The sequence below is a fragment of the Paenibacillus gyeongsangnamensis genome, assembly GCF_027533625.1.
Lineage (GTDB): Bacteria > Bacillota > Bacilli > Paenibacillales > NBRC-103111 > Paenibacillus_G > Paenibacillus_G gyeongsangnamensis.
In genome coordinates this window covers 181,387-193,636 of record NZ_JAQAGZ010000014.1, presented here as the reverse complement: position 1 = coordinate 193,636, position 12,250 = coordinate 181,387, and the positions used below count along the sequence as shown (strand labels likewise).

At 39.5% G+C, this 12,250-nt stretch carries 13 protein-coding genes and 1 pseudogene; 4 read left to right on the top strand and 10 right to left on the bottom strand.

The annotated features are described in order from the left end of the window. Positions 1-28: 28 nt before the first annotated feature. Positions 29-307 (bottom strand): hypothetical protein, encoded by a 279-nt coding sequence (locus O9H85_RS21640; RefSeq protein WP_269883501.1) that lies wholly within the window; start codon positions 305-307, stop codon positions 29-31. Between the two features lie 267 nt (positions 308-574). Next, entirely contained in the window at positions 575-1,567 is a 993-nt protein-coding gene (locus O9H85_RS21635) for a DGQHR domain-containing protein (protein ID WP_269883500.1), read from the bottom strand. A gap of 138 nt (positions 1,568-1,705) precedes the next feature. Here O9H85_RS21635 and O9H85_RS21630 point away from each other — a divergent pair, with 138 nt between their 5' ends. Beyond that, positions 1,706-2,059 carry a helix-turn-helix domain-containing protein gene (locus O9H85_RS21630; protein ID WP_269883499.1) on the top strand — a complete coding sequence of 118 codons (354 nt, stop codon included), beginning with the start codon at positions 1,706-1,708 and terminating at the stop codon, positions 2,057-2,059. A 225-nt stretch (positions 2,060-2,284) separates the two neighbouring features. Here the strand turns inward: O9H85_RS21630 and O9H85_RS21625 are convergent, their stop codons facing one another. Next, on the bottom strand, positions 2,285-2,518 hold the full coding sequence (locus O9H85_RS21625; RefSeq protein WP_269883498.1) for a hypothetical protein: 234 nt from the start codon (positions 2,516-2,518) through the stop codon (positions 2,285-2,287). 670 nt (positions 2,519-3,188) lie between these two features. Beyond that, positions 3,189-4,775 carry a stalk domain-containing protein gene (locus O9H85_RS21620; protein ID WP_269883497.1) on the bottom strand — a complete coding sequence of 529 codons (1,587 nt, stop codon included), beginning with the start codon at positions 4,773-4,775 and terminating at the stop codon, positions 3,189-3,191. 591 nt (positions 4,776-5,366) lie between these two features. Here O9H85_RS21620 and O9H85_RS21615 point away from each other — a divergent pair. Beyond that, positions 5,367-5,753, top strand: coding sequence for a DoxX family protein (locus O9H85_RS21615; protein ID WP_269883496.1), 387 nt, complete (start codon positions 5,367-5,369; stop codon positions 5,751-5,753). A gap of 115 nt (positions 5,754-5,868) precedes the next feature. Further along, positions 5,869-5,967 (top strand): annotated as a pseudogene (locus tag O9H85_RS21610) (oxidoreductase); the annotation flags it as partial. A 459-nt stretch (positions 5,968-6,426) separates the two neighbouring features. On the opposite strand, the gene O9H85_RS21605 reads toward O9H85_RS21610, so the two are convergent. The 6 genes from O9H85_RS21605 to O9H85_RS21580 all read right to left on the bottom strand — a co-directional run bounded on the left by O9H85_RS21605 (position 6,427) and on the right by O9H85_RS21580 (position 10,569). Next, a complete protein-coding gene (locus tag O9H85_RS21605; protein ID WP_269883495.1) occupies positions 6,427-7,008 on the bottom strand; it encodes a DUF6199 family natural product biosynthesis protein in 582 nt (193 codons plus the stop codon). 133 nt (positions 7,009-7,141) lie between these two features. Next, positions 7,142-7,765, bottom strand: a complete 624-nt coding sequence (locus O9H85_RS21600) for a hypothetical protein (RefSeq protein ID WP_269883494.1) — start codon at positions 7,763-7,765, stop codon at positions 7,142-7,144. 148 nt (positions 7,766-7,913) lie between these two features. Next, positions 7,914-8,408: a hypothetical protein gene (locus O9H85_RS21595; RefSeq protein ID WP_269883493.1), complete on the bottom strand. Its 495-nt coding sequence runs from the start codon at positions 8,406-8,408 to the stop codon at positions 7,914-7,916. A 277-nt stretch (positions 8,409-8,685) separates the two neighbouring features. Continuing rightward, entirely contained in the window at positions 8,686-9,084 is a 399-nt protein-coding gene (locus O9H85_RS21590) for a bleomycin resistance protein (protein WP_269883492.1), read from the bottom strand. Positions 9,085-9,292: 208 nt separating this feature from the next. Beyond that, positions 9,293-9,970, bottom strand: coding sequence for a class I SAM-dependent methyltransferase (locus tag O9H85_RS21585; RefSeq protein ID WP_269883491.1), 678 nt, complete (start codon positions 9,968-9,970; stop codon positions 9,293-9,295). Positions 9,971-10,152: 182 nt separating this feature from the next. After that, positions 10,153-10,569, bottom strand: a complete 417-nt coding sequence (locus tag O9H85_RS21580; RefSeq protein ID WP_269883490.1) for a hypothetical protein — start codon at positions 10,567-10,569, stop codon at positions 10,153-10,155. A gap of 261 nt (positions 10,570-10,830) precedes the next feature. On the opposite strand from O9H85_RS21580, the gene O9H85_RS21575 reads away from it, so the two are divergent. After that, a complete protein-coding gene (locus O9H85_RS21575) occupies positions 10,831-12,108 on the top strand; it encodes an IS110 family RNA-guided transposase (RefSeq protein ID WP_269883489.1) in 1,278 nt (425 codons plus the stop codon). Positions 12,109-12,250: the final 142 nt, after the last annotated feature.

Sequence of the window (12,250 nt, the reverse complement as noted above, 5' to 3'; positions counted from 1 at the left end):
TATTTGGGGATAGCAGAAACAGTTCGGTCTATTTCGTCTTTTTTGTCCTATCACGAAGGTGCCCGACAAAAATTTGATTTGGGTCATTTGGATTATTTTCTCTATTCATTGCTCGTTCAAACTCATCAACTAATTTGGCGAATTCCCCTACATTTGGTTCGAGCCCGAAGGTTCGTTTCATGTCTTTGTAATGACGAAGAAAAACTTCCTTTGCTCTACCGTTAAAATAACCCATTTGCTTCAGTTCAGCAATGACCCCTTGTGCATAATGTTTATACATTGTTCGCCGGCTTGTCATCCTTCCCATAATTAGTCCCCCTTAATTATTCTTGACTATGCGTTAGCCACACTTCCCTATAGATCTTTTCAGTTGTATATAATTTGCTATTTCCTTACGATGATCGTCTGAGAAAAAGATGGCTCTTTTCGTAGGTACAATGCATAGACTTTCAGTTAGATCCCCCGAATCTTGAAGCGCGGTTTTGTTTACATTTCAAAACGTTTTCAGCATATCGCAGAACTTGGAAATTTTCGTATCTAAAAGCCTTGTCTGCAATAGAACAAACGCTTCCCACTATGCGGGAAGCATTTGTTCTTTTAAGTCTGTAGCAAGCGTCCTAGACCCGCTCATGCCCTTTAAATACTTAAGTGGTCCTTGTGCCGACCAATCCAGTGACAGGCGTTTTACGTGCTTCTGAATCGCGGTCAGATCAATATGCTTCTTTCTCTCAATCATACATTTTAAAAGAACATGGTTACCAGCCATAGAAAGAGCATCCAAACAGACAATATGAGTTAATCTAGATCCTTTGTAATCCGACCATTCAGAACTGAACGTTTGGCGAATCGTATCAAAGTAAGTCAATGCGACTGTTAGTTTCTCTTCCTTTGATAAACTGGATATACGGTAGTCTGCGGTGAGGAGATGAAGCGTCCTATAGACATTCTGAAGCGTCACATGGCGTCCCTTACTTCGTTTGCCAATAATACTACCAATATTATAAAAAGGACTATCCTTACGCACCATAAGCTCCGTAGCAACCCAACTAATGTCATCAGAATCACGACGTAAAAACTTACTAAGTGAGGGGCCGATTCCTTTCGCCTTTGTGTTTATGGTATCAAATAGTTTAACTTCCTCATCTTCATCCAACGAATGAAAGGCAAGAAAGGGAACATTTAAATCAGAGTTTGTTTCCCTTGTATATTTCTCTATTCCCCCCATTCGATGCTGACCATCCATAAGCGAAGCCTTTCCCTTGCATAATAGGCGCCCATAAGATGGACGGTGCCGATCATAACATACAAACTCCCAATTAGATGCAGCATTTAACAAGATCGGAGTAAATAGAGCGTCTTCACCTTTAGATAAATAACCAGCGAAATCCTCGCACCTTTTTGAGTCTACGGGGCGCTGATATCCTTTACCTGACGGCAAGTCATAAGGTTTGACGTAAATGAGTTGTAGTCCTACAGAAGAAGGAAAATGGCTTTGGTATGCTACTTTGCCTCGCATTTTACATTGTAGAACATTTTCAATAACAATTTGATTTGGTAGTGAATTCATGTTGTATGCCCCTTTGAAATACTAAGATTTATCTTAATTTTATATGTTAGAACATATATTTTCAAATGGTTTTATCTGTTATAGGTGTATTTAAACCAAGTCCGCACTTACTTACTCTGATAAAGAGGTGGTGGGCTCTTGTCTAAATTATCAGATCACGTAGGTTCAAGAATAAGGATTTTTCGAAAAAAAAGGGGTCTTACTCAAGCTCAACTATCCGAGAAAGTGCAACAGCCCCAATCATATATCAGTGATATAGAGCGGGGAGAGAAAAACATATCTTTAGATACACTTGAGCGGATTGTAGAAGCTTTAGAAATTCACCCCGGTGAGTTGTTTAACTCTTACAATGGGATGCAGTCTAATGAACAACTAAAAAAGGATCGGCAGATTGATCTTTTAACATTTATGCTAAAAGACCGCGATCTTAGAGAAATATCAACCATAACAAGACTGATTGAGGACGTCCTAAAAGCGTATGATACTAAATAGCTTTCTTTTCATAATAATTCAACCCCCTTGCCGTTTTAAGGCTCTGGGGTTCCTTATCGTTCACGGTCAGGTTGCATGCAAAAAAATGGCTTGATGTAATAAGTTGAAGCGCATGGAAAACATGAAAACTCGATCAGTGTATATCTTTGCGGTTCACTGATATGAACGAAACCTGCAACTCTTAGCACGTAGTCAGCTATTTTTTGCGTACCAAACTAAAGCCTGTCAAGTGCTTTCCTTTACAGGCTGCCACTTTAGTCGTTCACACTTTTGTTCATGTCCAGCATGAAATGCTGGGCTCGCCACACGGCGAGTGACGGGGTGCAGGGGATGTAATCCCCTGCGTTTCCCTTGATCGTCAAATTCGATATGCGTCAGTTTCCACGGTTCTTCCAGCTGTAGCGCCACTTTGAACATATCCGAAATCATATTGTCATTGCTGCTCATTGAAGTCCACATGAGTCATCCCGCCCCTAGTAATCGTCTTACTGAGCAGTATTGACTACATTTCTATGAAGCAGACATTAGCCATGAACTATAGCGAGGAAGCTAATTAAATTGAAAGTTGAGTCTGAGTTACTTTACGAAAAATATATGATAGATATGCCAGAAGGAAGAAGATAACACACAATTTCCAGACTATTTCACAAAACACCGGCTTTGGTGAAGATGTCTACTCGAGCTCTGCTACGCAGACATTTGTAATCAACATGAAATCTGATTTTCATCTGGCTTTAATGAACCGAGCCTATAATAAAACTCGACCCCCTTTTTAATATATAAATTAAGACCCACATCCCGTTGATGTGGGTCTCTTTCTGCTGTTCGATAAAAATAAAGTGTTAGACTGGACTCCTTGAATTTACGGGCTTTATGAACCGAAAAATCGTCAACACCCTGAAAATAAGTGTTAGACTGACTCAAAAAAGAAACAGCGGCGGACTAGGACCCCTAAAAATAAAGTCTTAGACTTTCGCTGTTTTATTACGCTATCGTGCCCGTTAGTTGAACGTTAACTTTTGAATGAGATCAAAATAATGTTTTTAGCGAAGCATGACGGGCAAAAAAATAATTCTTTCAAGTTTGTTTGCAAATTCAATGGATACGCTCTATTTTGGCAAAGAATTGACTAATCGATATTAATTGATGAACTTGTCTCGTCCCAGCTTACATTCCGACCTAATGCTTCTCCAACGAAACGCAGTGGGATATAAGTCGTTCCACCATCTATAATCGGGGATACGGACAATGGCTGTTCTACTCCGTTGACGTAAGCAATTGGATCTCCGATGGTGAGTTTTAAGGTTAAACCCTCTTTCGAACCGCTGATGGTTTTTAAAGCAGGGTCCCACTCCACCTTGAGACCCATGTTTTCGAAAAGAGACCGGAATGGTACTACTACCGTTCCCTCGAGGTTCATCGGCGCCGCGCTTAGGGGTACGCTCAGGTTATTCATATACACCTCGATCTGTTTCTTGCCAAAGGACACCAGCCCGATATCGTTGTTCGTGGAGTAAATATCTCCGTTCTTCCCAAGTGTCAGGTCAACCAGCTTTGACCAAAACGCATTTCGAAGAAATACAAAGATCTCTTGCCCCTCAGGATTCAGAGCGATAATATTACCCACTCCCGTAGTAAAATAAACGTTTCCGTCTTGATCCGCTAGAGGTTCTTCCGCAAACACGATCTCTTTTTTCTCCGTATCTCTAGGTTCGTACTGCCAGATCAGCGTACCCTCTCGCGTGATTTTTTGTAATCGCCCTTTATTAATGATATAATATCCGTCTTTGCCGTCCGTCGGTAACCCGGAGGACTGAAGATCAGTGAGGTCCAGGTGATGGGGATCCACAACGCTCCCGTCACGCTCTTGTAAAGCATGGACCCCCTCTTTGTTTAAAAAGTAAAGAATCTCTTGATTCGAGATGTACGGCTTAAACCCATCAAACTTATTCACAAAGGCTAAGGGTGTCGTTCGCCATCTTTGAGCTCCGGACGAATCCACAGAGATGACTTCTCCTTGTGCTGAGTCTACGTATACGTTACCTTTTGTATCCATGTACACACTCACTTTATGTGAGTTTTTTGAATAATCTCGAGGTGCCGAAGAAGTGATCGACGTATTGACCCAATTCACTTCTCCTTTGGCATTGCGCGAGGTTAAACCTTCGCGCGTAAAGTAAACCAAATTGCCCTGCGCATCCCCGGCAAACTGGTCACGTAACTCGCTATACACATTCTCTTGCGTCTGGAGTTTCCACTGGATTGTTCCTTCAGGTGACAAGGCATAAATGGTTGTTATCTGCCCCGCTTTTGATAACAGGTCAGAACTATACGCATACACTGTCCCATCCTGTCCAAGGACGATATTAATGACGGAAGAGTGGTTAAATCCCATATCCAATGGGATCTTCCATTTTTCTTTTCCGTTCGGATAGATTGCATATACCATACCCTTGGAAGATGTATATAGGACTCCCTTTGGATCCTGCACGAGGCTAGTCATAGTTGAATTGTCGATTTTCCATTTGACTTCGTAGTTCTCTGGGTTCAATATTTTCGGCTGCGGGCGCTTCGGCGGCGTTTCGGTAAATGTCCAGTTTAATTCTAGTCCTTGATCATCGGGCAAGCGTAAATCAGACCCCGCAAATGTACGGCTGGGGATTGTGATAAGAGCACACAGCAATACCGTGATCATCAGGAAATAACATGTTCTCAAAGGTTGGTCCCCCTTAAAGTCCTGCATATTCAAATAACTATGTATAAAGATAGAGGATAAACCGCTCAACTACCGAGCATATTATCCTCTAATGATTATACTATAATTACAGAAATTGGTTCGTTTTTTTTATTTTCAGATGAAATGATTGAATTCGGTTTTATTTATCTGAAAGTTACCGCCTTGGAAGTGAACCTTTTGGAAGAGACCGTCTTTGTGTTTTCGGCGAGACCGGCGATCTTGCCCGATGCAAAATCTCCCCCCTTTTCAATATCATATTTAAGAAGAGAGTGAGGTTACACTTGTTACAAAAAAATCGTTACTGGTGCATCGTTTAAAATTTTTACAGTTTAAACTATTAGTTAAAGATAACTGCCCAATAGCCTAAAGGCTGCCGATCAAATCCCGTGGCAGCCTCGTGATGTTGTATATAGAACTAACGTACCCGTAACCAATTATCCCCTTTTAACAATTTGACTAAAGAAGCATTGATATTCTATACATTTTAGTTTAATATGTATATTTAGTTGTTGTGGCAACTCATTGGTGGGGTTCATTATCATTTTATCCTTGAATAAGGAGGTCAATAATGTGGTAGGTTTGGGTTTATTGTTAATACGTTTAGTAATTGGATTGTCATTCATGGCTCATGGAGCTAAAAAGTTATTTGGGGGTGATTTAAAAGTAATTGGGGCATATTTTGAGAAATTGGGAATAAGACCAGGTATAACAATGGCGTTACTCGCTGGACTATCGGAATTGATAGGTGGGGCTATGTTTGCATTAGGGTTATTGACACCACTTGCAGGCGTTGTGATTGCTGGAACTATGGTTGTAGGGATTTTAAAAGTTCATGGACCAAATGGGTACTGGATTACAAAAAATGGATATGAATACTGTCTTGCCATATTAGTTGTAGCAATCGCTGTTGCTCTTACGGGTGCAGGAGAATATTCACTGGATGCTCTTTTAAAGTAACTACCTCTTCGCAAAACATCCTTCCTTTAAAACTCAGTTTAAAAAGTAATTGAAGTCTCATTAAGAAGCTTCTTTTTTTGGGCTTGAAGAGAAGTCATCGTTATATATTTAGGCATATAAGCAAACAGAAGGAGGGTTTGAGTATAATTTTATTCTCATTGCGGTCGCGTTTGGTGTAGCTTTGGTTGGTCCCGGTACTTATGTACATTTCTAATTTCTTAAGCAGTTTTATTACGCATTACTGCCAAATAGCTTAATGGAGTTGCCGGTTTTGTTCCTGCGGCAGCTCCAAGGTGTAAATGTATTCAGCTCTTATTTTCCGTTAGTTAAAGGTGTTAGTATCCTTCTTTATCTGCTCGTTTATTGTCTTTAGTTCCTTTTCGATGCTTTCTAGCACATTCTTACTCCGATTTGAGTTTTTAACTAGCGTAATGCCGACAAATATTATGAATATCCAGAAGATAAATGATGCCAGTTGAATAAGCAAAGACGTCCAAGAAATCATCAAATGATATCACCCCTTCATCCACTAATAAAAACAATTATACCATGATTTGGGTGTTGATTTAATCTGAGGGAGCGCAACGGTCGTTTTTCGCGGCAGCCTTTTGGTGTTTGAGATTCAACTATCGTTCCCGTTAATAAACTGACTAGCTAGAATGGTTCAAAGTGTTCACTGTGGTGTTACCTGTCGTACCCATTCGTTTAAAGTATCGCTGGTAAATTCATAATCTGGTGCAAGCCAGGCGGGACCCGCAATACCAAAATTACCGTTGTTATCCTCGTTTATAAGCACCACATGATAACCGTCAGCACATGTAATGAGAAACGAATTTTGTGCATAAAAAGCACCGCCTGTACGACCGCCACCTCCATTTTTAGTGCCGTATTGAGTCGCAGATAAACCTTGAATGTCATGAACAAATTCTTGAATCTGTTTCGGTGTTGCTTTCACCTTGCTATTGTTTTCCTCTTCAATCGAAGAAATGTTATTGACAGTCATTTCCTTTTGAAACATATTCCAACCGTCCATCGCATGTGCTTGTTGTTGTCCTGTTTGTACGAACGCTACTACAATTACGATAATTGCAACCGCAGAAACAATCCCCCCGACAATCCTTGAAAAAAGTAGATAAGCATCACTCGGCTCTGCATTCCGGATCTTCCACCCAATGTACAGGAACCAAGAAGCATAAGGAAAAATCAAATTCATCAAACCAATAATAAGAAGAAAAAATGCAATTCCAACGGACATGGTATACACTCCTCGTATGAAGATGATACGCAAGAAAGCCTGTATATGTTTCAAAACTGCCCGTTTGTTGAGCGAAGTCAAATAAACGAAAACTAGCGATGGATCGGTTCCATCGCCACGCTATCGTCATCCGTTAGTTTAATCCCATGAGTATTTGTTTTGCATAAGAATCCCAGTCTGCTTCGTCTGTGTTTATCTCTAGAGTGGGAATTAGCGATTGTTTCGCACACTTGCGAAGTTTTTCCTGATCCTCTAAGAACTTCTGACATGCCTCCGTTACCGTGAGGTGGTTTTCCATCACATATGATTTCCAAGCTTCGCCACGACTTTCAATAAATCTGGGCTCAATAGCATCTTGGGACAAGGTTAAGAGTACACAATGTGCATTCAACCTTGTTAGACGTTTTTCCAGCATCTCAATTTCCGCAGAATTTATAAATGCCGCTCGATGATTTACATGGAACCTCTCTAAAAGATAAAATACACCGATTGATGGTTTCGTATGACCAAGCGAATCAATCCAATTGTATTGTTGCTCAAGATAATCAACATGACGATTTAAAAGCTGAATATGTTCATCCTTATCCATCGATCTTAAGACGCCTTGGTATGAATGCAAAACTTGCGAATAGTGTTCACTTATTGCAATTATCGTTTTTTCACGATTATGTGTTTGACTATGTAATCTCTTTATTGCAGAAAATACTGATGATTTTCCTGCGGTAGACAACCCTTCGATAATTACTCCCCGAATCATATTTCACCTCTTTAGCTTGTTTCCGTATCCTGCCCGATACTTCAATAAACAAATGAGGAGCTTCAGCGCCCTCCTCCAAATATAGTAGTACTACCCAAGTAATGTCTCTGCGAGGAATAGATTTTTTCAACCACGATCAGCTATTAAATTATTTTTTTCCAACCGAGAAATCCGCATTATTTGTTGACTTAACGAAAAATTCCAATCCTCCGGATTTTTCAAAATGGTTAGTTTCTGTCAGAGTTCCTAAGTATCCCTTAAATTCTAGATCAGGATGAGTAGGATCTAAGTTCTGGTTACCTTCATAGTCTTCTTTAGGAACAAAAAATGTCAACATCAGTTCGTCGCCAGGCTTGATATTAATTTTGTTCCCCGTTGCCTCAACTTTTAATTTGTTGCCTTGGCGCTGCATTCCATGGTTTGAGGTAATCGGATAGCTTAAATACAAATCATTCTGAACGATTAAATAATTTGATTTATTCATGAGTTTAAAAGAGTATACCATTCCACTTGGCTGCTCCGACTTTTCAATTAAGTCAATTGTGATTTTGTCTACATCTTCGGATTGAAAATGATTTGTTGATTTACATCCAGTAAGAATAATAATTAAGAAAATTATTATTGAATATGTTTTCTTTATCATAGGTAATTACCACCCTCTATTGATATTTGTTAAATTATACCATATGCAGATGATGGTAATTACATAATTTCGAACCCCTAATATCTATTTTTCAAATCTTGATTTTCCCTTATTTTCAGCATTTTGTGCTAATCTAAAATATTTTTCTATGTTCTTATTAAAGTTACCCGCAATGACCTTACCTTATTAACTTATATATTCGGCAATAAATATTTTGGCTGGTTGTTACACGAATTAAACTGACAAATCGCATACGTATAGCTGATTCACCACCTCGTTAACAAATAGACTGAGAAAAACGTAACAAATAGCCATCGGGATCCTGCACTAAAAATTCTTTTACTCTGTGTTCAATCTCGTTCTCTTTATAGCTTACTTCCTCTATATCTTGAAAAAGTCCGTAGCCATTTGAAAGTAGTTTTTTGACCAGTGTTTCAACGTCACTACAACCGATCTGAAAGTTTACCCCTCTGCCAAATGGGTGTTCCATTTTCCCCGTTTCCCAATATCCATTTATCTGTTGAAGCATAATTTGCGCCTTTCCATACGAGAGAAACATAAAGCTATTTTCAATGCGCTCATATTCCAAAGTGAATTCCAAAATTTCCAAATAGAATTTTTTGGAGATCAGTAAATTCCTAATAGAAAGCTCCGGTATTATTGAATTGAATCTCAAAACATATCACCCTCCGTCTTTTTACAACCATAATACAAAATAACCCAATTATTTGGTAGTATAGGAATATCTTTGCCGTGGCTACAACCACGCTAAACTGCCAGTTACTTCTACGATCAGGCGCAGGTTGCCGCGGCGCCTGCTCCAATTGAAATCAATTCATTAGCGTTCCGTTCCTCGTTAGCGTAATGTCGTATCGATCAAATTCTTAGGGTTTAATTGCTTTCCATATGTATTTGTGTTCTCTTACTCCAAGTTTACCTTCAATAACATTTTCTCTAATCTTTTCTTCAAGTTCATTTTTTAATTCTGGTAAAGTGTAATCGGGATTACCAGGTATGTCTGATAAGAATTTAGCAAACTCCATCTCATTGGGGAAATAAGAAATTGCTTCGTTGAACTCCTCAATTTCTATATCTTTAAATCCGTTTTTTAATAAACGATCTCTTACAGAATCTATACTAGTATGAATTCCAAAAATAACCCCACCAGAAGTTAATAATCTACTGTGATTAATAATAGAAGTTGGTCCTCTGCGGTCATAAATCAAGTCAAATTCTTCGTCATCAAAAGGCATTTGTATCTTTGTTGTAGCATAGACAAAATTTACATTATGGACGTTGCTAGAACTTAATAATGTCTGAGCAATATTGATTAGTTCCACAGAATTATCAAATCCTGTTATTTGACTGGCATATTTAGACATCCTTAGCGTAAATTCCCCGTGACCACATCCTGCATCCATAACCGATTTAAAGTTAGGTAACATATTAATTAAGCGTTCTTCAAAAACCTCTTCAGCGGATTTTCCCTCAACTGTAAATACAGCTCTGCCTTTATAACCACCATTTCTTCTAGCTATCATATCGTACCATTCGATTCCCATGCGTTACCTCCAGTAAGTATATTTTGAGATGCTGGACATCTTAACAAAGACCATTGTTATTATAGAACATTATTCCATTAAATGGAATTTATTTTTGCACTACTAAACTCCCGTTATTTCAATGAAAAAGAGGAGCTGCTACAAAAGCAAGCTCCCCCTTTAGCTCAATAAAAAAAGCATTATTAAAATATCCAATATACTCCACCATCTTTTTTATTATTTAATCCTTGATAAAGAACTTGACCGTCATTTTCGTCAATAATATCAAAATTTATATTGAATTTAGTCCAAAACGCAACCGAATTTCTGGCGTTAGCATAAATTGCAATTTCGTTCATGAGTTTACCTATAAGTCGTTTGGCTTCTGAATTATCAATTTTTTTCTTAACAACAATTCTAAATTTAATCAGATCTTTTCCATCAAAACTTGATGCGATAGCTCTAACTGATTCATCAGTCTTCATTATTTTTTCCGCCTTTACTTCGGCAGCAATTATGTCATACTCGTGTTTCGAATATATAGGGCTATTTAAACGGTCATTGATTAAAGAATAAATCAGTATTCCAATCAAGATCAATCCAATAATCAATTTTTTCAAAAATAGAACAACTCCTCAATATATATTGTTAGTTGTATTCTAGGTTACTCCTCAACTTTCCTGCGGAATCCGATTTAACTGCACAATTCTGCCCGTTAAACAGGCTGCCGATGATGTTGGCAGCCTGTCGTCATGGCGCTATCGTCTCCGTTAACATTCCTGTAGGTGTTAGTAGATTCAATTTGCAGAAAAACGGACGCCTCGCTAGGATGAGTATGTACTAGGTTGCAGTCCTCAGAACTCACCTTAGGAGGCGTTATTATGAAGTCTAGACTAATTAAAGCTCAAAATCAACGTGTAGAACGTATCTCCACTTCTACTCTTGTCATAGGCATCGACATTGCCAAGGAGAAGCATGCTGCTCAAGCCATTAATTTTCGAGGTATTGTCCTCACAAATCGCCCAATCATGTTTTCAAATGACCATGCCGGCTTTGAGCATTTAAAAAGCAGCATTAGTAAATTACAGAAAATGCATAGCATGAATGACGTCATTGTGGGAATGGAGAGCACCGGTCACTACTGGTTCAATATCGCCAATTGGTTGGTGAAGCAAGGTATTTCTGTTGTCCTTGTCAATCCAATGACCACCAAACGCAATAAGGAAAACAGAGATAACTCTCCCTCGAAGAATGACCCAAAGGACGCATTGGTCATTGCCGATGCAGTGAGTCGCGGATTCTACACACCCTTCTCTCCAAAGGAAGAAGCGTTCCGCCGCATACGGGTTATCGTTACAAACAGAGAGCATTGGGTTGTTAAATCCGGACGGATCAAGAACAGAATCCACCGTTGGCTGGATATCCGTTTTCCAGAATACAGACAAGCATTCGAAGATATTTTTAGCCTTCGTTCATTAGCCACTTTGCGTCGTTTTCCAACCCCATCTGACGTATTGCAGTTAACTCCGGAGCAAATGGTGCACATCTGGGGAGAGTACATGGCTAGACCTGGCGGTGTGCGAGGCAGGAACAAGGCGATGGAGCTTCAAGCACTCGCTAGACATAGCGTTGGAGACTCTACTGCCCTTGAAGAAGACAAATGGGAACTGAAGCACCTAATCGAAGAATATGAAAGAATCTGCCAAATCATTGATGAAGCGGACAAGATGATTGAAAAGGTATTGCCCGAAATCCCCTGTTCAGATCTCGTTCGATCTGTCGGTGTTTCCGTCCCTGCAACGGCTGCCATATTAGCATTTGGCGGGGACTTACGTCAGCTGTCTCACGGAAATCAATTATTACGAAAGGCAGGATTGAACTTGGCAGAACGTAGTTCTGGTAAATACAAGGGGCAAATTAAGCTCACGAAACGAGGCAACTCGTTACTACGTAAGCATTTGTACTTCACTGTGTTTAGCCTTTTATCTCATAATCGTGCTTTCCAAGCCCTGCATGCACACAATATTGAAGTGAAACGTATGACGAAAATGCAGTCAATGATAAAGTTGATTGGGAAACTGGCTCGGATGCTCGTAGCTATGGCGAAAGAAGGACAAAAATTCTCTGCAGATAAGGCTCAGATACCGTTAGCAGCTTAAAACTAAAACCGCAACCAAGACACGCACGTAGATTGGCTCATTCTCAGGATTTCACAAAGAAAGCACGGAGTACCGAGATTATTGCGCTTTAGGGCTTAGACCCGTTCCGTTAACGTTGATCGGACTCCACACCTTGGATAGA

Excerpts from the sequence above, each read along its gene's own strand:
- O9H85_RS21640 (WP_269883501.1), bottom strand. The coding sequence starts at position 307 with ATGGGAAGGATGACAAGCCGGCGAACAATGTATAAACATTATGCACAA.
- O9H85_RS21605 (WP_269883495.1), bottom strand. The coding sequence starts at position 7,008 with ATGTCCGTTGGAATTGCATTTTTTCTTCTTATTATTGGTTTGATGAAT.
- O9H85_RS21625 (WP_269883498.1), bottom strand. The coding sequence starts at position 2,518 with ATGTGGACTTCAATGAGCAGCAATGACAATATGATTTCGGATATGTTC.
- O9H85_RS21600 (WP_269883494.1), bottom strand. The coding sequence starts at position 7,765 with ATGATTCGGGGAGTAATTATCGAAGGGTTGTCTACCGCAGGAAAATCA.
- O9H85_RS21635 (WP_269883500.1), bottom strand. The coding sequence starts at position 1,567 with ATGAATTCACTACCAAATCAAATTGTTATTGAAAATGTTCTACAATGT.
- O9H85_RS21595 (WP_269883493.1), bottom strand. The coding sequence starts at position 8,408 with ATGATAAAGAAAACATATTCAATAATAATTTTCTTAATTATTATTCTT.
- O9H85_RS21585 (WP_269883491.1), bottom strand. The coding sequence starts at position 9,970 with ATGGGAATCGAATGGTACGATATGATAGCTAGAAGAAATGGTGGTTAT.
- O9H85_RS21575 (WP_269883489.1), top strand. The coding sequence starts at position 10,831 with ATGAAGTCTAGACTAATTAAAGCTCAAAATCAACGTGTAGAACGTATC.